At 40.3% G+C, this 21,322-nt stretch carries 13 protein-coding genes; 8 read left to right on the forward strand and 5 right to left on the reverse strand.

Going from position 1 to position 21,322, the window contains the following annotated elements:
- The first annotated feature begins 6 nt into the window (after positions 1-6).
- Genes LPB86_RS06825 through LPB86_RS06835 form a run of 3 tightly spaced genes read left to right on the forward strand, consistent with a single transcriptional unit; the run spans position 7 to position 3,857 of the window.
- Entirely contained in the window at positions 7-1,476 is a 1,470-nt protein-coding gene (locus LPB86_RS06825) for a SusD/RagB family nutrient-binding outer membrane lipoprotein (RefSeq protein WP_230642021.1), read from the forward strand.
- A 57-nt stretch (positions 1,477-1,533) separates the two neighbouring features.
- Positions 1,534-2,883, forward strand: a complete 1,350-nt coding sequence (locus LPB86_RS06830) for a metallophosphoesterase family protein (protein ID WP_230642022.1) — start codon at positions 1,534-1,536, stop codon at positions 2,881-2,883.
- Entirely contained in the window at positions 2,883-3,857 is a 975-nt protein-coding gene (locus tag LPB86_RS06835; RefSeq protein ID WP_230642023.1) for a tartrate-resistant acid phosphatase type 5 family protein, read from the forward strand. Before LPB86_RS06830 ends, LPB86_RS06835 begins: the two co-directional genes overlap by 1 nt.
- A gap of 18 nt (positions 3,858-3,875) precedes the next feature.
- On the opposite strand, the gene LPB86_RS06840 is transcribed toward LPB86_RS06835, so the two are convergent.
- Together LPB86_RS06840 and LPB86_RS06845 are read right to left on the reverse strand one after the other, a co-directional pair.
- Positions 3,876-4,988: a lactonase family protein gene (locus tag LPB86_RS06840; protein WP_230642024.1), complete on the reverse strand. Its 1,113-nt coding sequence runs from the start codon at positions 4,986-4,988 to the stop codon at positions 3,876-3,878.
- A gap of 7 nt (positions 4,989-4,995) precedes the next feature.
- Entirely contained in the window at positions 4,996-6,471 is a 1,476-nt protein-coding gene (locus LPB86_RS06845) for a pseudouridine synthase (RefSeq protein ID WP_230642025.1), read from the reverse strand.
- 370 nt (positions 6,472-6,841) lie between these two features.
- Here LPB86_RS06845 and LPB86_RS06850 point away from each other — a divergent pair, with 370 nt between their 5' ends.
- On the forward strand, positions 6,842-7,597 hold the full coding sequence (locus tag LPB86_RS06850) for a lytic transglycosylase domain-containing protein (protein WP_230642026.1): 756 nt from the start codon (positions 6,842-6,844) through the stop codon (positions 7,595-7,597).
- 652 nt (positions 7,598-8,249) lie between these two features.
- On the opposite strand, the gene LPB86_RS06855 is transcribed toward LPB86_RS06850, so the two are convergent.
- From LPB86_RS06855 to LPB86_RS06865, 3 genes are read right to left on the reverse strand one after another with little or no spacing between them, the layout of a single operon-like run.
- Positions 8,250-8,717, reverse strand: coding sequence for a hypothetical protein (locus LPB86_RS06855; protein WP_230642027.1), 468 nt, complete (start codon positions 8,715-8,717; stop codon positions 8,250-8,252).
- A gap of 2 nt (positions 8,718-8,719) precedes the next feature.
- On the reverse strand, positions 8,720-14,521 hold the full coding sequence (locus tag LPB86_RS06860) for a DUF6443 domain-containing protein (protein WP_230642028.1): 5,802 nt from the start codon (positions 14,519-14,521) through the stop codon (positions 8,720-8,722).
- Between the two features lie 31 nt (positions 14,522-14,552).
- Positions 14,553-14,912, reverse strand: a complete 360-nt coding sequence (locus LPB86_RS06865; RefSeq protein WP_230642029.1) for a hypothetical protein — start codon at positions 14,910-14,912, stop codon at positions 14,553-14,555.
- A 239-nt stretch (positions 14,913-15,151) separates the two neighbouring features.
- Between LPB86_RS06865 and LPB86_RS06870 the strand changes: the two genes are divergently transcribed.
- The 4 genes from LPB86_RS06870 to LPB86_RS06885 all read left to right on the forward strand — a co-directional run bounded on the left by LPB86_RS06870 (position 15,152) and on the right by LPB86_RS06885 (position 21,307).
- Positions 15,152-18,970 (forward strand): DUF5977 domain-containing protein, encoded by a 3,819-nt coding sequence (locus LPB86_RS06870; RefSeq protein ID WP_230642030.1) that lies wholly within the window; start codon positions 15,152-15,154, stop codon positions 18,968-18,970.
- A 144-nt stretch (positions 18,971-19,114) separates the two neighbouring features.
- Positions 19,115-19,684: a Crp/Fnr family transcriptional regulator gene (locus tag LPB86_RS06875; RefSeq protein WP_230642031.1), complete on the forward strand. Its 570-nt coding sequence runs from the start codon at positions 19,115-19,117 to the stop codon at positions 19,682-19,684.
- A gap of 84 nt (positions 19,685-19,768) precedes the next feature.
- Entirely contained in the window at positions 19,769-20,203 is a 435-nt protein-coding gene (locus LPB86_RS06880; RefSeq protein WP_230642032.1) for a carboxymuconolactone decarboxylase family protein, read from the forward strand.
- Positions 20,204-21,307: a 2Fe-2S iron-sulfur cluster-binding protein gene (locus tag LPB86_RS06885; protein ID WP_370632801.1), complete on the forward strand. Its 1,104-nt coding sequence runs from the start codon at positions 20,204-20,206 to the stop codon at positions 21,305-21,307.
- Positions 21,308-21,322 lie beyond the last annotated feature (15 nt).

Here is a 21,322-nt window from a genome sequence, read left to right on the forward strand (position 1 = left end):
TTTGACATGAGAATTTATTCAATTATATATTTAGTATGCATTGCAGCAGTCATCAGCTCCTGCACTAAAGATTTCAAAGAAATCAATACGAATAACAACAGCCCTTCTACCACAAGGCCCGAATATCATTTTACAGAGGCCATTACCCAAACTGCTTACGCTTATCAGGAAAATGCATTTGCCAGAAGGCCTGCTGCATTAGGTAGGTACATTACGCTGGTGAGAAATAACGATTATGAAACATTCCGCTGGACAGCTGTTGACTGGAATGACATTTATCAGCGTGCGATGGTCATTAAAACGATGCAGCAGGAAGCAAGCGCTGCGGCACAGCCTGTATATGTAGCTACGGGAAATATTTTACTGGCTTTTAACATCGCTTACCTCACAGATTTGTATGGTGATGTGCCCTTTTCGCAGGCACTCCAATCGGTAGAAACCGGGAACATTAAGCCAGCCTACGATAAACAGCAGGATATTTATATGAACCTGCTTCAAATGCTTAAAGATGCCAATTTGCAGTTGAGGGCTAATGGTAGCGGCATTGATGCTGGTGCAGATGCGCTTTATGCTGGTAAGGCTTTGCAATGGCGTAAACTCGCCAATTCTTTGCGCCTAAGGTTATTGATGAGGTGCTCTAAAGTGTATGGTAATGCATTTGCAGAGATGCAGGAAATCGTAAACAATACAGAGTTGTACCCCATATTTAGCAGTAATACCGATAATGCGGAGGTGATTTATCAGGGGGTTAAAAAAGACGACAGCTGGCCAGGTGGCACAAAAAATATGATCGATGCAGATTTTGCCAAAACAAAAGCAAGTAAAGAACTGGTAGATATTTTATTGCAGCGCAATGATCCCCGCCTGGCCATATGGGTGGCTCCGGTGGCCACAACCACTGGCTCAACGGTAGATCACAATCAATATGTAGGGGTGCCACATGCATTAGCAAATCCTGCAGATTACAATGGTGGTGAAACACACCAGTCGGTTTTCTCCTCGTTTTTTAAACAAGATAAAGCTGCCGGCTTAAAAGCAAGTTTGATGTTATATTCAGAAGTATGTTTCATTCTTGCGGAGGCTGCTCAGACGGGTAAACTAACTGTTCCTTCCAAAACTGCGGCCTCACTTTACCATGATGGAATTGAAGCTTCTATGGATTATTATGGGGTAAAAGCTCAGGCCTTAAGTTCAGGATATTATGACTTGCCATTGGTGAAGTATGATGGCACACAGAAACAACTGATCATTCAAAAATGGTTGTCGATGCTGTTCCGTGGAGCTGAAGGATGGTTTGATTTTCGTCGTACCGGTTATCCGGAATTTGTTCCTGGCCCGATGTCTTTCCAATCTAAATTTCCTGTGAGATACGGTTGGCCAACAAGTGAGCCCAACGTAAATAACGACAGTTACCAGGCCGCTATAGCAGTTTTTGGTGCGGATGATATCAATACCAAAATGTGGTATTTAAGATAATGATGGTGTATGTGCAGGACCCTTTGAACAGGTTCTGCGCATACTTTTGAAACGACAATGATAAAACATGCAACACGCAGGAAATTCCTGTTAAATACGCTAAAAATTGGAGCGGTATTACCGGTCATCAATTTACCTTTGTTCACTTTGGCTGCTGAGGGGGATGAGAATACTTCAAACTTATATAAACCTACAGCAGTTCCTGACCGTATAGTCCTTAATGTTACTGAAGATCCTTCCAGTAGTATGGCAGTTTGCTGGAGAACGGCTGTTTCTGATGAACAAAGCGGAATTGAATATGCCATAGCAGATGCACATCCGGATTTTATCGCCAAGGCCATTTCTGAAAAAGCAAATACTAAGGTTTTTAAATTTGAAACAATTGCGGCACATAACCACCATGTTGTGCTTAAAGACCTAAAACCAGACACTTTGTATGCTTACCGGGTAGGTAGGTCAGCGTATTGGACGGAATGGATGCAATTTAAAACGGCCAGAAAAATGGAAGCAAAGGCCAAATTAGATTTTATTTACCTTGGTGATGCACAGGTGGGAATTAAGCCGCTATGGAGTCGTGTGATTAGAAAGGCTTATGCGGCAATGCCCGAGGCGAGTATGGTGATCCATGCCGGAGATCTTGTGAATAGGGCCAATAAAGACGATGAATGGGGTGACTGGTTTGCTGCGGGTTCTTTTGTTCATGCTACAGTACCGACTATAATGACACCTGGAAATCATGAATACACGCATGAGGATGCGAATCCCCATCTTTCCGTGTACTGGAAAACCCAGTTCAGACTGCCTTCAAATGGGCCGGAGGATGAGCTGTTGGCGGGAAGTTGCTACTTTACGGACATTCAGGGTGTGCGGATCATTTCGTTAAATACGCAGATGATTGAAGAGGCCATGACGGAACAATGTATCCTCAATCAGGTAAACTGGCTGCACAAGGTGCTTAAAGATAATGACCAGCAATGGACTTGCATCGTGATGCATCATCCTGTTTTTTCCACCAATAACGGTAGGAACAATAAAAATGTAAAAAAATACCTCAAACCAATTTTCGATCAGTATAAAATAGACCTGGTGATGCAGGGACATGACCATGCTTATGCAAGAGGGATGCGTAAAGTGCCCCTTTCAAATGGAGGACCGGATACACATTCAGGAACAATGTACATCGTTTCTGTAAGTGGTTCTAAAATGTACGAAACGAATGCAATGGAATGGGCAGATACCATTTCCAGTCACGTTCAGGTTTACCAGACCATTAGCATTGATGATAAGGTGCTGTCATTTAAGTCTTATTTAGCCACAGGAGAATTGCTGGATGCTTTTGAGCTGGTAAAGGAAAAAGGCAGGCCAAACAGATTAATCGAAAAGAAAACTATACATAAACAGCCATAATGAAAAGAAGAGACTTTGTTAAACACACCGCATTAACCGCCATTGGTGCTTCACTGATCAGTCCGATGGAAGCATTGGCAGGAGAGCGGGTTACGCATCTGGAAAGTGACGACTTATCGCCCAGTATACTGGCTGATGACAATTTTCCATTGAACTTTGTTGCCCTGGGTGACTGGGGCAGGAGTGGTGAGTACCATCAGTTAGAAGTGGGCAAACAAATGGGGGTATGGGCGGCTACACATCCTAATAAGTTTATCATCTCTGTAGGGGATAACTTTTATCCAAGGGGCGTGGTTAGCGAACATGATCCCTTATGGCACTATTCTTTTGAAAATGTATATACTGCGCATTCCCTGCAGGATGACTGGTATCCTGTACTCGGTAATCACGATTATGGTTCCGATCCGGATGCTCAGGTAAGGTACAGTAAAGTGAGCAGGCGCTGGAATATGCCTTCGCGGTATTACTCAAAAGAGATGAAGATTGGTAAGGGGAAAGAGACAGTACTGTTTGTATTTATCGATACCCAACCTATTGTTTATGATATGGAAGATCAGGCGCCAAAGCAGCAGCTGGCCTGGATAGATGAAACCTTAAAGAATGCTTCATCGGATGTGAAATGGAAAATTGTGGTAGGTCATCATCCTTGCTATACCGTTGGGCCACGCATTAAAAATTACGATACCCTGGAGATTAGAAAATCGTTAACTGGTTTGTTTGAAAAACATAAAGTAGACATTTACCTTTCTGGCCATGAACACTCTTTGCAGCACTTAAAAATAAATGGATTTCCACACCAGTTTATATCGGGTGCGGGCTCAGAACTTACTCCTGTGGAATCAGGTGTCGCCTACAGCCGTTTTGAGTCTTCAACACATGGATTTATGTATTTTTCTATCAATACCACTAAAGTAGCCGTAAAAGCCATCAACGATGAGGGCACAGTTTTGTATCAAACTACATTGAATAAATAGATCCTGAAAGGAATAAGATTATTTAGCGCTAAAAACCAGGCAAACGGGTGCGCCTGTTTGGATTCTTTTACCGGTATCGGATAATTTGCCGGTAGAAGGATTACGCTTAAAAATCACAATCTCATTGCTGTATTGGTGGGCTACCAACAGGTAAGTTCCGGTCGGATCGATAGCGAAATTCCTTGGTCCTTTACCTAGCGTGCTTATTGTTTCAACAAATTTAAGACTGCCGTTTGACTGAATGGCAAATACAGAAATGGAATTGGCGTCTCCTCTGTTGCTTTCATATACAAATTTGCCATCAGGGGATACATGAATATCCGCGCCATCTATTTTGCCATTAAAGTCCTTTGGGGTTGTTGCTATTTCCTGAATGCTGTTTAGCTTGCCTTTGTTGTATTTGAACGCTGTAATGCTACCATTAAATTCATGTGCAAGATAAGCGAATTTACCATTCGGGCTAAAAGCCAGGTGCCTTGGGCCAGTTCCTGCATTGGTTTTTAGCACGTTGGCAACAGCCAGTGGTTTGTTGACCATTCCGGGGGTATACTTATAGACATAGGTTTGGTCTTCCCCTAAATCATTAGCAATAAGATAATGCTGATCTGGCGTAAACAAAGTCATGTGCACGTGTGCGCTTTCCTGTCTTTTTAGCGGATCTATACTTTTTCCGGTGTGCTGGATGATTTGTTTGGCTGCGGCAAGAGAGCCATCGGCATTGCGGCCAAATACGGCAATGGAACCACCAGAATAATTGGCCACAATTACATTATGGTCATCTGCTGTCAGGTAACAAGGATCTGCACCTTCACTATCCTGTTTATTTAAAAATACAAGTTTGCCGGAATTTGGCTGGAAAGAAAAAGCGCTAACGGTACTGGTTGCCCCAGTCTCGTTAACGCTGTATACAAATTTCTTATCCCTTGAAACAGTTAAGTAGCTGGGATTAGTTGCGGCAATGGTATTTTTTAAAAGTGTGGAAGCATCTTTAGTGTTAAAGTTATAGACAGCGATGCCCTTGCTTTTTCCACCTGTGGTATAACTTCCAATCAGTAAGTTATAGTTTGCATTCTGGGCCTGCGCCTCAAAAGCGGTCAACATTACGATCAAAAGATAAACCAGCTTCCTCATTTTCTTATTATTTAATCAGGTGTTTAATCTGGATCAGCTCATGCTCTTCCAAATATCTCCATCTTCCTCTCGGAAGGTCTTTTTTAGTTAAATTTCCGTATACCACACGATCCAGCTTCACCACATCATAACCTAAATGTTCAAAAATACGGCGAACAATTCTGTTTTTTCCGCTGTGGATCTGTATGCCAATTTCTTTTTTAGAAGCACCAGCTACATAAGATACCGAATCTGGTTTAATGATCCCATCCTCAAGTTCCAATCCAAACTCAATTTTATTTAAGTCGCCCTGACTTAAACTTCTGCTGAGTTCAACATGGTACATCTTAGTTACACTATTTCTTGGGTGTGATAATTTATCTGCCAGGTCACCATCATTGGTGAGCAACAACAATCCGGTAGTATTGCGGTCCAGACGACCAACAGGATAGATGCGTTCTCTGCTTGCTTTTTCTACCAGTGCCATTACTGTACGGCGCTCCTGCGGATCGTCCGTAGTGGTGATGTAGTCCTTCGGTTTATTTAGCAGCACGTAAACTTTCTTCTCCCGTTTTAGTAATTCTCCGTTGTAGCGGATGTCATCTTTTGCAGGGTCAACTTTATGGCCCAGTTCAGATACGACTTCACCATTTACAGAAACCACACCTGCGGCAATCAGCTCGTCGGCTTTACGACGGGAGCAAATCCCTGCATTGGAAATGTAACGGTTTAAACGGATCAGACCATCGTCTACTTTAGCTGGGGCCTCTTTTCTTGCCCGCATAACCATAGGCTTTTCGCCTGGCTTACGGAAAGTAGGCCTGCCATTTTCATCCTCTCTCTTGCGGAAAGGTCTGCTGTCTGTAGATCTGGATGTGCTGCTTTTTTTATTGTCAAATGTTCTGAATGGTCTTTCGCCATCCGCGTCAAAGTTGTCTTTTTTTACATAACTGCGGTTTTCATTTCTAGGATATTCTTTAGAAGAACCTTCCTTAAATGCACGCGGTTTGGCATCTCTTGGTGCTCCGCCTTTAGTTCCGAAGCTTTTTCCTGCCGGGCGTTCACCATCTCTGGAAGGTTTAGCTCCAAAAGGTTTTGATCCGCCTGATTTGAAGTTTGAACGCTCAGTTGGTCGTTCTCCCGAACGCTCGTTTGAACGCTCTCCTGAACGTTCTCCGCTACGCGTTCTGCGTTCACCTTCTCTGGGTGATCTGGAGTCCTGACGGTCGCCATCTCTGGCAGGCCTGGCGCCAAAAGGCTTAGCGCCACCTGTTGACCTGGAATCTTTGGCTTTGAAATCTGTACGTGGACGCTCTTCAGATTGTTCTCCTGAGCGGGTGCCGGAACGTTCTCTGGAGCGCTCTCCGGCTCTGGGTGGTTTTGAATCTGATGCCGTTCTTCCTGGCCTTGACTCTCTTTCCTCACTTCTGTTTTTTCCAGTTGTGCTTCGGTTTCCCGGTTTGGACTTGTCATCCCGACTGTTCCTGTTGTTGCTTTTATTCATGATACGCTTTAAGCCGAATATTTATTCGGGGTACAAAAGTAAGTAAAAATGATGGTATTCACAATTTTATGGATTTTTATCGATGAATTTACCACTGGAATTGACAGCTAAAAAAGGGCTAAAAACCGGTGATTTGCCTCCCTTTAATTTTCCTGGCCGGGAGAGTTGAAAAATCGGCGTTTACGGCTGTTTAAACACCGATTTTTGCAGTTTGTTTTGTAATTACTTGATAATTAGCCAAATATATTGTAGGTTTGCCGACGTTTTATAATTGTTAACCAAAAAAAGGAGGAAAATGATAAAGAAACACATAATAACATGCTCAATAATTTTAGCATTATTGATCATAGCAAAAGTGTTCGCTTACTACATGCCCCAAGCAACAAAAAGTCAAAAAGAAGTAACCAACAGTACCAATAAAAAAGACACCACCACCACACAAATTATACCTCAAAAAAAGGAGCCTGAAGTTAAAAAAGACGGACCCGGATTTAAGAAAGCACAGTTAAGCTTTGCAAAAGAAAGACTACCCGAAGGAGACAAAAAGGTAGCAGGCAAAATGAAGCGGATTTTGGCTTCATTTAATCACCGCCACATCCAAACCAATCGTTTACATCAAAAAGCCGCGGAATGGTTTCCAGTAATTGAGCCAATTCTTGCTTTTTACGGCATTCCTAACGATTTTAAGTATGTTCCATTGGTAGAATCGGGCTTAAACGCTGGAGTTTCAGCCAAAGGTGCGGCCGGATTCTGGCAGTTTATGCCAGGTACAGCCAGAAGTTATGGCCTAAAGGTGAATAGCGATATCGATGAACGTAAAAATTTGCGTAAATCTACTATTGCCGCCTGCAAGTACATTAAAGAACTTCATGATATTTTTGGTAACTGGGCTTTAGTGGCTGCTGCCTATAATGTAGGTGATAACCACATGAAGAAGCAGATCAACCGTCAAAATCAGAAAAATTACTTTAAAATGAAGCTGAACCGTGAAACAGCAGGCTATGTTTATAAGCTGATTTCTATGAAAGCGATTGTAGAAAATCCAGTTCAGTATGGTTTTAGGGCACCAAGAGCTTTATTAGCTTATAATGCTGAAAACGAAAGATCGGAAAGAGAATTAAATTAAAGCCGGAACACCGCTTTAATAAAAGACAAATTGCAAATGGGGAAAGCCGTTCCGGAATATGGAGCGGCTTTTGTGTAAACAAGAATTTTCAGAAATATTAGCTCTTTTTATTTCTTTTTTCTATTTTAGCTTGATAATTAATCGCTTATGTCTCCGCTCAATTGTCTTTCAGATCCTATCGGTTCAATAATAGTGAGGTATTTACGGGCATATATCTTATTCTTAAATCTTTTAACCTTTCAAAATGAAAATTGAAATCAATAGGATTATCACTATCGATTCTTTAATCCAGCACAAATGTACAGGATGTCCAAATTCTCTCGCCCGAAGACTTGGGATCTCTAAAAGAACACTTCACTACTACATTACGTTCATGAAGGAGAATATGGAGGCACCGATCTCGTACAGTAAGCAGAGAAAAACGTATTACTATTGTACTGGTGGATCCTTCTTATTTGTTTTTCAAAAGGAGGTTCCTTCCTAGCTCTTAAAATCTACTTCTGAAGTTATTTGCATACTGATTTTATGTCTGGTTTCTAAATTTACTAAATATACGGGCTCATTCTATTAATACATGATCATATTAACACGTTAAATCCTAAGTGTTGTTCATTGTGTGAAATCTTAGCCTTTAAACTTCAAAAAACATTTTTTAGTCTCCAAATCCATCTAAATTAATTAATCCTTTATTATTTTCAGTGATTATTCCATTATCAAAGGAGTTTTGAAATCCTTCTCCCTCATTTCCCAATAGATTAGTTCCTTTTAAAAATATATTATTACATACTTCAACTTTTGCTTCAAATTGACAATCAAAGAAATTTACAAATTCTTCAAATGTATTATTTGAAATCTTGATTGGCTGTTCATTATGTCCCCCCATTTGATAGTCTACATAGCTTAATACTTTATTGTTATTAAAAATTAGGCCCCCTTTAGGCCAGTAAGAATGAAATAATAGTTTTTCTATTATACAATTGTCAATAATGATTTCGGAATCAGACTCAAATAGATCAAAATCTAATATTTTTATTTTTGAATTCGAAATGTGGCATGTCGATGTCTTGATATCTAATTCAGAACTACGCAGTGTGCCTATATTTTTACCGTCAATTTTCATATTTACCATTTTACATTCCCTAAATTAATTACCGTTTCTTTTGTTACTCGACTTGAAATGCCGGGATACATATTCATAGATCGAACTACTCCATTTTCAACATTTACCATAATGGTTTTCTGAATTCCATTAACGGTTACATGCAAAGTATTATTTCCTGAGGTTAGCTTCGACATATTTTTAGTTACTAAAGTAGATGCTTTACTAAGCATAGTTTCCATAGATAGACCTAAATCAGCATGTCTGCCTTTTGCAAATGCATGTTTAGCGAATTTCGCTAGAACTTCACTACTTATCGTCACAGTTTTTGTAGAAAACCATCTTGAAGAATAAGTCAAAAGATTTGGTAATTCTGCGGCGATTAAGTCCCTTGCCATGGCAATTATAATAAGAATTTTATTGAGTTCACGAAGGGATTCTAATTGTGCAACTCTCATCTCATGCCTTTCTTCGGGAGTCGCCCGTCTTTCTTCAAACTTTTTTGGTTTCCCAGGATCCCCTTCTTTTTCAACAAAGTAACCCGGCTTTTGACCAAAACCGCCATCCCAAACTTCATCGTCTACATTATGGTAGCTTATGGGGCCATATTTAGCAGTCTCTTTGCTCCCAGCTGAAATTCCGTCAGGAGTACCAGTTGTACTCTTCCCATCTGGGTCAATATTCTTAATAGGATTGTTTTCTGTGTAGTTATAAGGGTTAAATGCATAAGATTCCTCACTCAGAGGATCTATAACGTTCCATCTTCCTATAACCGGATCATAAAACCTTGCGCCGTAATCATACTGCCCATCCTCATTATTTGAATTTAATTCATCTTGAATCTCCTTTCCATTGTAAAGGTATTTGTTGGTTAAAGATACAGGACTTCCAGAGGATTTACGCTTTCCAAAGGGATAATAATCATCACTTTGCAGTCGTTCAAGTTGTTGGGTTATCGGGTTCTGCTGAAAACTAAAGCGTACATTACCTAGATGGTCCATTAAATTGTAATTATACTTATAGTTTCCACTATTATTTCTGGCCAGTCCCTCATCTGTATGAATAACGTCGATTACATTTCCATCATATTCAATTCCGTCGATATAGTGGCGTGTTATCCCATTGCTAACTTTCCTTAGTTTACGACCCGTTGCATCATAGGTATAAGCCAAATTAAGTCCCGATTTTGTAGCAAGGGCAGGCAAGTTTAAAATGTTATAAGTAAGATTTACTCCTGTTCGGCCATCTAAGTCAGCGTTCCCATTATCATCGTAATGATAAATTCCGGTGGCTGATGAGCCGTTAGTTACCTGCTCTAATTTGGTCTCATTATAAGCATAGGTGCCCGCTAATCCTCCGTCCCGGCTAAGGCTTTTAATATTGCCCATTACATCATAGGTTAAGGCCTCGTTCATTACAATTCCTGTACTCACGCCATTAAGCAATCGATTAAGGGCATCATATGTGTAAGTAAAATTATTAGATAAGGTGGGACCTGCAGCCCAGCTTTGATCTGCAATATTTCCATTGTATTGAGGTGTTGTTCCATCCTGATATTTCAACTCAAAGCTAAATTCGTTTGAAATAGACCGTTTTAACCATCCACGCTCATTGTAGAAATAGTCTGTATGTTGCAAAAAGTTGATTTCATCTGCACTATGTAGGTACTTTGTTTTTAATTGCCCTAATTCATTGTATTCTAATTTGCTGATGACAAGTTCCTGAGGTGAATTTATGGACTCCTTAGTTAAAATTTTTCTTCCTGCGTGATCGTATGTGTAGCTGTTAGTGATTGTTGTCAATACTGATCCTGAGTGATGGATCCGGAAGCTATTTTTAGGGCTACCAGAAAAATAATAATAAAGTTCAGTTTCGTCATAATTGTTTGCATTCAGACTGCCAGAAAGGTAATGCTGCTTAAAATTCTTTTTTAGCCTGCCTTCTTCATCATAAAAGTTTAAACTCGATAGCATGGTATTTGTTCCAAGCACTCTCACTTTAGTACCAGTTAAAAGTCCTCTTGTCATTTTACTTCCTGTGTAATTATAGTCTGTACCACCTGGAAAAGAGTAATCATCATAATAGTTAACAGTATTGATCTCAAAACCATCCCGAGGGAAACTCAAATTTCCGTAATCGGAAGTCCCAATTCTTTCCTCCCAAAGTACAGTTTCAGTATTTACTAATGTCTGTAGTTCCGCTCGTGATAAGCTATTGGAATAAATTCCAGATTGTATTAATCTGCCTACAGCGTCGTATTTGCTGTAGATCCAGATGCCTGATTTTCTTTGTTTTGGGTCCTGTGTTAGGATAGGCTGATCAAGTATATTATAAATAAGGCTATTCCAGTTTAGTTGTCCGGGAATTCGCTTTTCAATTAATCTATTCCGATGATCATAGCGGTATTGATAGCAATAACCATCAAGTGTCGCTTGATTGATTTCACCAGCATCTGGGTTTGTATTTGCAGGTAGCACAAAACACAGATTGCCAAAATCATCATAAACATAGTAAGTGGAAATTGTCTCGACAATTCCATCTTTCAAGTTGAATACACGCTTAGCAATCAACTTGCCTTCGTTATTTTTATATTCTTCAGTAGTGCATGGTTTTCCAGATACCCAGTTTTCATTTTTTGAAATGGTTAAATTTAATGTATTAGCTTCATAGTATCCTGTTTCTGATAATGTTCTTTCATGTTCGTGTCCAACTACTACCGATGATGCCGCCCTATATAATCGCACAGCAAAACCATCATTGCCGTAAGCTAAGGAAATATTGTTAGCACGATATTCCATTTTCTGGGTATGCCCTAAACTATTATTTGCTATTGGTTGCCATACATCTCCTTCTGCGCCTTGTTCTGTACTACGGTTTAATGGTGACGGTTCAAATACTGTTACCTCGTATGGGCTGGACATATCTTTATAATCCATATTCGGTAAGCTAAAGTAATTTTTTTGCGCACTATTACTATAGCCATTACTTCCGGTTAGCGCGTCTGGGCGATAAGTTCCTGGTGCTCCTTCTGATGTGGTATAAGGAAGGTATTTTATACTTTCACGCCCGAAAGGGTCATGTGCGTTAGGTTGAATGAGGTCTTTAGTTCCGTTTCCATTGCCTTTAACCCGTACAGTTTGCAATGGCCTGCCTAGACCGTCAACATATTGGATGCTGGTTTGAACCTGCATCTTATCGCAACTGGCAGCAACTACAGCTGCCTCTGTCGTTAAATCTGCGACCAAAGGTGTATAAGTCAGCACATAATTTTGATTCTGACTTGGCGTGATACAAGCAACAGGCAGTGTAACTGCAAAGGCTACCGTAGCGCTAGCAAAACTGCCAAAGCCATATGCAGTAATTGTGTAGTTAGTTAATGGAGATGCCACAATTGGCGTACCACTGATGGTACCTGTTAGGTTATCAAATACCAGACCTGCAGGAAGCGCAGGACTAATGGAATATGGACTGGTTATCAGTTTTCGAATCCGGTTACCTGCATTCTCGGCTACATACATATTCCCGCTACCATCCCTTGAAATACCGAAGGGCGAGTTCAGCCGCGCAGCAGTACCAGGACCATTGGTTGAGCCCGGAGTAAGTGCACCAGTAAAAGTAGTGACCACACCAGCCGGGGTAACCTTGCGGATCATGTGGTTCCCCTGATCTGCCACATATAAATCTCCTGAATTACCAATCACCAGATTGTTAACATCCACAAATCTTGCTGCTGTGCCAGTCCCATCCGCATATCCCGCAGTATTGTTTCCCGCGATTGTAGAAACAACCCCTGAAGTACTAATCTTTCTTACCTGTCTGCTTACCCGGTCAGCTACGTACATATTTCCCTCAGCGTCAACAGCCAGGCCCATTGGCTGGTTAAACGTGGCAGACAGTGCCGGTCCATTTGCCGATCCGGCAGTGCCCGTTCCGGCAAAATTACTGACCACACCTGCAGGTGTGATTTTTCGGATCTTATTGTTTCCCCCATCGCCGACATACAGGTTCCCCGAAGCATCAAAAGCCAGACCCATGGGGTTGTTAAAACTAGCCCCGGTACCCATACCATTGGCCGAACCCTGTGAACCACTCCCTGCGAACGTACTTACTACACCTGTCGGGGTAATTTTACGAATCCTGTGGTTCTGCTGATCGGTAACAAAAAGATTACTATTGGCATCAATGGCTATAGAAGAAGGATGCTGAAAACGAGCGAATGTGCCTGTCCCGTCTAAATAGCCTCCATATCCCACCCCCGCAAAAGCGCTTACTACACCTGTAGGAGTAATCTTCCGAATTTGGTGGTTTCCGGCATCACATACATAAACATTGCCCAATGCATCAACTACTGAATTTAGAGGATTGTATAGCGTGGCCGATGTGCCCGTTCCATTTGCAGAACCGGCATTTCCGTTCCCCGCAAAATAAAACGTTTGTCCAGGTGCGCAAACTGCACCACCGGTATTGGCAGGTGTTAAGGTCGTAGCAGTACCCACAGCGAAAGTTGGCATAGCCGCGTAGCTGATGAGTGGTGGCAGCGCCGTCATTATTATATTTATTGTTGAAACAATGTTTCCCGTATTAGAAGAATAGCCTTCTGAAACCAGGTAATACGTGCCTGCAGATAAAGTTGTTTGTATAAAAGCCTGCGATCCTACGCACGGAGATGTAGAACCTACATAAGTATCATCATTTGACGTAATCAGGTTTCCAGAGGCATCGAGCACATGCATATAGGTATCAAAACCACTGCCACAGTGGGATAAAGTCACGTCAGCAGTTCCATTGAGCACAAACTTATAATAAATATCATTGCTGCTCTGTCCATAATCATTCCCCAGACAAGGATCCGCATTACTTCTGGTATCCGTAAAACTCCCCGGCGCGTTAAAACTCCCCGCATTAATAGCCGTAGCCATATTAGCTCCGGGGATAGGAGTAGGACTACTTGCATTAATAGTAGTTATAATATTTCCCGTGTTGTTACCTGCCCCTTCAGAAACCACATAATAAGTGCCTGCTGGAAGCAGCATTTGTATAAAAGCTTCAGAACCTAAACAAGGCGATAATGCAGAATCATCGTTCGAGGCAATCAAATTCCCCGAAGCATCCAGCAAGTGCATGTAGGTGTCAAATCCACTACCGCAATGAGAAAGCGTTACTGTGGAAGCGCTGCTTAAAGTAAACTGATAGTAAATGTCATTATTCGGCTGTCCATATTCATCACCCATCCCTGAAGTACCGTTACTCCTTGAATCTGAAAAAAAACCTCCACAAGATCCCATTGTCCCCGCAACAATTGGATTATTAATGGTAGCGCCATCGGGCTGAACAGCGGAGGGTATTGCATACATGAACATCTGTATCGATCCACTATAGGAGGTATATCCGCTTCCTTCTACCGCAACATAATATGTACCCGGAGCAAAAGTCTGAACTACCTCCGCCTGATAGCCACAACTTCCGGAATAATCAGAATAAGCCACCGGATTATTATACTGATCCAACACATGCAGGGCCGTACTGATCTCACTTCCACAAGTACTGATCTGCAGTTCTGTGTAATCATTTAGAGTAAAGGTATACCACAAATCAACCCCGTACCCCCCGATACTATTGTAATAGGAATAAGTTTCCAAATAATGACTATCCAGAAAATAAGGATTGCCTCCACTGCCCAGTACACCTGCAGGAATGGCATCGTACATCCAGGTGCCGGACTGTGCTTTAGTAGAATTAAAACCCGCGCAGAAGAAAACAAGAAGGGTTAACAACCAGCCGCGGCCGGTTTTTTTAAGAGCAGAAAATGAGCATTTAGGTGGCATGGAGAAGATTTAGATGAAAGCTTTGAGTAAATCAGTTTGTTTTTGCAGGTGATACCTGCTCCCGTTCTGTAGTCGGGATAATCTTTGCCTGCTGGGTGGGACTTAATAGTAACCTTAACTGCTGATTTTTTGCATCCATTAGGGACTTAATTCTAACCCGTTTTACTGCATCATTTAAGCTAGTGTCTGCCATCAATTGGTTTATGCCTGCTTTGTAAATGGCTTGAATTTGCGAAACCTTTTCGGCCTTAACAGAATCTACCTGCAAAGCTTTGCGGTAATAATTGCGATTCTCTTTTTGCTGTTTTATTTTATTGTCCTGACTGTAACTCTGTATGCTGCATAGGCACCCTATTAAAACCATGCAAAGGAAGTACATTTCTTTTTTCATTTTATAAATAAATATAAAAGCTAAAGTACAAACGTATAGTGCAAGCACACTGCACTATGAAAAATTATTTAAAGTATTTTTATTAGTTTCTGTAGAAAGGAATTTTGTTAAAAAACGTAAGCATTTAATGATGATAATTTCCTAGGTCTGAGTAATTGATAGATTATTCCTAAAATATTTTTCAGTGCAATCTAATTGCACTCTGATCTGGTATTATTGCCATAAATCTGATAGCATATATGAACATGAATCTAATTCTTCGTCTCATTCCATTTTATTTTTTGTGTTTAAGTACTATAGTAGCTAAGGCTCAGGCGGATATTACGCAACCTAAAATTATACCTGCGTCACCTACAGCCGATGGATTAGGCCTTTATGGAAGTATCCCTATTAGCTACTATACTGGATTGGCCGATGTATCCATTCCAATACATGAACTAAAAGGTAGGGAGATAACTTTGCCAATATCATTAAGTTATAGAGGGTCAGGAGTAAAAGTTGAAGATAATGCAAGTTGGGTGGGTCTTGGTTGGTCGTTAAATTCCGGCGGGGTAATTACCAGGGCTATCAGAGATAAGTCTGATTTTAGCTCAAACCCAGCGGTGTTACCACTTCCGGTGGGTATTGAAGATAGATTCAATGCACTACATCATTCTTATTTTAGCGGTTATGATCTGGAACCCGATGTATTCTACTATAATTTTAATGGTAAATCAGGTAGTTTTGTATTTGATAGACTACACAATGCTAAATTTAATCACTTTGATGATATCAAAGTTCAGCGTTATTTTACTTCTACTCCTTCTGGAGCTGACGAAGTAAAATTTGAAATTACTACCAGCGATGGCACTAAATATATTTTTGATGCCAGAGAAACCGGAATGACCGCCGACCCGACTGCTTGGTTTTTAACAAAAATAATTTCTCCATCCGGTAAAGAAGTGTTTGATTTTATATACGAAAATGAATCTTACCGCTATCAAATTGCTGCGAGATACGATGAATCTATTAGCTTGGCGGGCGGTAGAAGAAGTAGTGGATATGATAACACACCCATTAATATTTCAGGAAAACGTTTAAAGCAAATTAACACAAATACTGTTGGTAAAATTGAATTCATCCCAAATTCGCAGCTAAGAAAAGATCTGCTTAATGGAACAGGTTATGCCTTAAAAGATATTGTGATCTATAATTCAAACAATGAAATACTTAAAAAATTCAGACTTGAGACTGAAGACATTGAAACCTCAATTAGATTGGATCCGGGAAATGGAATATATTGGTATAGTGAATACCTGAATTGGCGAATGTATTTGAAAAGCTTGACGGAATACGATGCTACCGAAACATTGTCGAAACCGCCTTATAAGTTCAGTTACTTCGATAGGGATATAAATGGAAAAGATAAGCTACCCCATAGAGTTTCCTATGCCCAGGACCATTGGGGATATTATAATGGACAAGATAATAATGCGTCTCTTATAGAGACATATGTAGGGCCTTTTGGAACATGGGATCCCGTTTTCGACGCTTTTCAGCCCATTTGTTTGAATGCTTCTATAAATTATAATTATAAAGCCGACTTCAGCTATACCTATTTTACGGGAAACCGTACGCCATCTTTCCCGGATATGCGAGGGGGTACACTTAAAACTATTCAATATCCCACGGGGGGATATACTGATTTTGAATACGAACCTCATCAGGGGAATTATGAAAGTCAGGAAGTTCTAATAAGGTATACAGGAATTGTAGGTGGAATGAGAATTAAAAATATAACAACCTTTGACAATTGCAGTGATATTACGGGTAAAAGAGAGTTTACCTATTCTTTAGGAAAGTTGTTTAGTTATCCAAAGTATCGCACTTACACCTTTAACAACGGTGGAGATCCAGGTATATTTCAAATATGTGGAATCACTTTCCCCAATGATTACGACGATTCAAATTTATATCTTACGCTCAGTCCCAACTCGTTCACTCATCCCTCTTCTACAAAAGGCTCTAATATTGGTTATTATGAGGTCAAAGAATTTGTTGCTGGCAACGGATGCACAATATACAATTATGGAGGTACTAGCCTATTAGATGCAGATGAAAATTTCGAAACTTTGAAGTTTATCTCAAAGCCTGCTACATTTTTTCCAGAAGAACGTGACTTGGCTCTTGGATCGTACTTTACTTGGCCTTATAACCCATCCAAAAATAATGATTGGAGGCGTGGCTTACTCATAAAGAAAACGATTGAAAATGCTTACGGAAACTTAGTCCAATCAGAAATTTATGAATATGGTTTTAAAGAGCTTGGAACTGTTTGGGGAATGCGAATGAAGATGTTAAGGAATGGTATAGATTTTTATTATGCGCAATATCAAATACCTTATGGTTGGAGTTACCTGAAAGAGAAAACTATTATAGAAAGAAATCCTCTTAGCAACTCATATCATAGTACTACAACAAAAATGATTTATGAGCCCTTGTTTAAATATAAACAACGTGATGCTACTTCTACCAGTGATGGAGACAGCCTGATTAATAGTTATAAATATCCGTTCAATTACAATGCAGAACCCTATATTTCAATGACGGGAAGAAATATAGTTTCTCCGGTAATTGAAGTACAAAGTTTTAAGGGTACTAGACAACTCAGTACAACTAGTAAATTTTACAAAGATTGGTTTAATGATCAGTCTTTATTTTCTCCGGAACTTGTACAAATCAAACATGATATTAATAGTTTGCCAGAAACACGACTTAAGTTTCATTCTATAAGTAGCAATGGCAATGTACTTTCCGTTTCAAAAGAGAAAGCAAGTCCTGTAAGTTACATATGGGATTACAAGTCTAGCTACCCGGTTGCAGAAGTAAAGAATGCAAGCGAAGCGGAGATTGCATACAGTTCCTTTGAAGCCGATGGTCATGGGAATTGGCAGTATGGCAGTGGGACAACAGTAGATCCAAATGCCAAAACGGGATTAGCATCCTATTCACTAACAAGTAGTAATTCGATAACAAAAACAGGTCTTTTGTCAACAAAAACGTATGTCGTCTCCTATTGGAGTAGAAATGGAAGCTATGATGTAAATGGTATCATACCCACAACAGGCCCCACAAACTTTGGCTGGACTTATTACGAACATCAACTGACAAATCTCAGCCAAGTTACTATTATTGGAAATGGTCAAATTGATGAATTGCGTTTATTCCCAAAAGGTGCATTTATGACCACTTATTGTTATAAACCAGGGGAAGGAATTATTGCCTCCACAGATGAGGCAAATAAAGTGACTTATTATAATTATGATGGTCTGGGTAGAATGATAATGGTAAGAGACCAGGATAAAAACATCCTAAAAAAATTAGATTATAATTATAACACCGCTGGTCAAGCCGCATGTAATCAGGTTGTTTACTATAACGTGGAAAAGTCACAGTCATTTTTTAAAGGTAATTGTGTTGTTGCAATCCCGTATAAAGTATCAGCTAAAACATTCAGTTCCTTCATCTCGCAAGCGGATGCGGATCAAAAAGCTCAGTCTGTTATAGATAAATATGGGCAGGCATACATAAATAGTAATGGAATATGTGTTTATTATAATGTTGATAAAAGCGGGAACTATACGGCAATCGGATGCCCAGCCGGATATTATGGTCGGGAGGTCTATGTAAGTGTTCCAGCAAATCTTTACTCCTCAACTTCTTCTCAAGCCGAAGCCGATGCCTTAGCGGTGGAGTATGCGCAAAATTATGCTAATGTATATGGCTGTTCCAGAATTATTCCAGAAACAGTGAATGTTAATTATGATGTGAATCAACCTGGGTTTCGGGTTAAGTTGATAAATGATGCAACCCACATAGAATATGATTACGAGCTTTCCATTGGCGGAGGTTTATTAGGGCAAGTTCCTTCTGGTTCTTACACCATAACTATTTATAGCTATTACGACACTAGCACTCATACTTTTGGTGCAGCAGAATATACTGCAACTGGTAGCGGTAGCATAACCTTCTATAGTGTTTCACTTGACGTCGAAAATATATCTATTTCGGTTTATTAAGGGGGTAGAATTTGCTTTCGTTCGTGTGGAGATAATTTTCCAAATTTCGGTGCCTGTAGTAAACCTCGGGCATTAGAGTAGGTTACAAAGCGGCTTTTGTTTGTATTTTTAATTATGAGTAGTTTAGCTGGATCATAAAACAACATGTATACCGCGCTTTACAACCATATTAATAAATTTGTAGACCTTAATGCTGAAGAGCAGGAGATGCTAGGGGCTTTGCTTAAATCTTCAGTATATAAAAAGAAAGCATTCTTGCTGGAAGAAGGAGAAGTTTGCCGGGCAAATTATTTCGTGGTCAAAGGTTGTCTGCGGCTTTATTTCATTGACATCAAAGGAGCAGAACAAACCACACAGTTTGCGATTGAGAATTGGTGGATTTCGGATTTAACCAGTTTCCTTTTTCAAAAATCATCCGAGTTCTACATTCAGGCTGCCGAAGCCACAGAGGTTATTGTATTGGAACACCATCAATATGACAAGATGTACCAAAGCCTGCCTAAGTTGGAAAAATACTTCAGGTTAATCTTTCAGAAATTACATCAGGCTTCCCAAATCAGAATAAAATATCTATACAGCCAAACCGCCGAAGAGCGGTATACTAACTTCAACAAGTTGTTTCCGGAATTTGTACAACGGGTACCTCAATATATGCTGGCCTCATATTTAGGTTTTACGCCAGAATTTTTAAGTAAGATCAGGGCTAAAAAATAACTCCTGATTTCTTTTCTTAATCTACATTAAGTTTTTTGATTGCAGTCTTCCAGACCTTTACATCGTAATCAAAATAGCAAAAACATGGAAAATAGAATTAACATTCAGAAAGTAGCACCAGCAGCCTATCAGGCGATGTTTGGGCTGGAAAAGTATTTATCAACCAGTAAAGTAGATCCGATTCTGTTGGAGCTGATTAAAATGAGGGCTTCTCAAATCAACGGTTGTGCATTTTGTTTAAATATGCACGCCGCAGATGCCCGTAAAATAGGGGAAACGGAACAGCGGTTGTACCTGCTGAATGCATGGAGAGAGACAACTTTATACACAGAAAAAGAGCAAGCCGTTTTAGCTTTAACAGAAGAAGTAACAAAAATCAGTAATCATGTTTCTGATGAAACTTACCAAAAGGCCGCAGCGTTATTTGAAGAGGATGAGCTGGCCCAAATTATCATGGCCATTGTAACCATCAATGCCTGGAACAGAATTGCGATAACCACAAAGCTAACTGTGGGCTAATTGTACATTTTTGTAATTCAATTTGCTGCAGAATTGCTTATTTTGCAGCCGATGGAATTGATGAAACTGCGCGTAACAGCAATGAGCTATGGTCCGGGAGAAACGCTGATCCTTAGTTTTGATGTAATAGATGGAACGAAACCTCATTATTTTGCCGGACAGTTTCTAACATTTGTCTTTAACATCAGGGGACGTGAATTGCGGAGATCGTATTCATTATGTAGTTCCCCTGATGTAGATGAACCGCTTAAAATTGCGGTGAAGCGCGTTGAGAATGGTGAGATTTCCCGATTGTTGCACCACAAACTAGCGGTTGGGGAAGTGTTAACGGCCTTGCCTCCAAACGGAATTTTTACGTATACCACTCAGGAATTTTTGCCCAGGACTATCTTTCTTTTTGGGGCCGGGGTGGGCATTACGCCGCTGATTGCCATAGTAAAAACGGCATTGATCAGAGAAAAGGCCTCTAAAATAGTGTTGATTTATAGCAACCGGTCGGCGCTGGATACCTTGTTTTATGAGGAGCTGAACCAGTTGCAGGCAAGTTACCCTGAAAGGTTTGTTTTAATCTATGCTTTTAGTCAGTCAAAAAACTTGCTTAAGGCACGTTTAAACGTAGGACTGATTGAAAAAACAGTAGAAGAAAACCTGGAATTTGATCAAAAAGATGCGTTGTGTTATTTATGCGGCCCTATAGATTACATGGTGACCTGCCGAATTGTCTTGCTTAAATTGGGTTTTGACATTACCCAAATAAAAAGAGAAACATTTGTACTGCCAGAAGACGAAGCCGATGATGATGACACTACGGAGAAGGTTGTTAAAGATACCAATACCTATTCGGTAGTTTTAAATTTCAAAGGGGTAGTCCATCGTCTCCAGGTTCCTTATCACAAAAGCATTCTCAATGCGGCTTTAGAGCAGAAAATTGAGCTGCCCTACAGTTGCAAAGCAGGGATCTGCAGTTCTTGTACGGCAACCTGTACCAGGGGGCATGTACGTATGGATTACAATGAAGTCCTGCTGGATCATGAAATAGCCGCGGGAAGAGTGCTGGTTTGTACCGGTCATCCGACAGAAGATGACACCACTTTAGTTTGGTAGAATTTTTGCTATCTT

The sequence above is a fragment of the Pedobacter sp. MC2016-14 genome (assembly GCF_020991475.1).
Classification (GTDB): domain Bacteria; phylum Bacteroidota; class Bacteroidia; order Sphingobacteriales; family Sphingobacteriaceae; genus Pedobacter.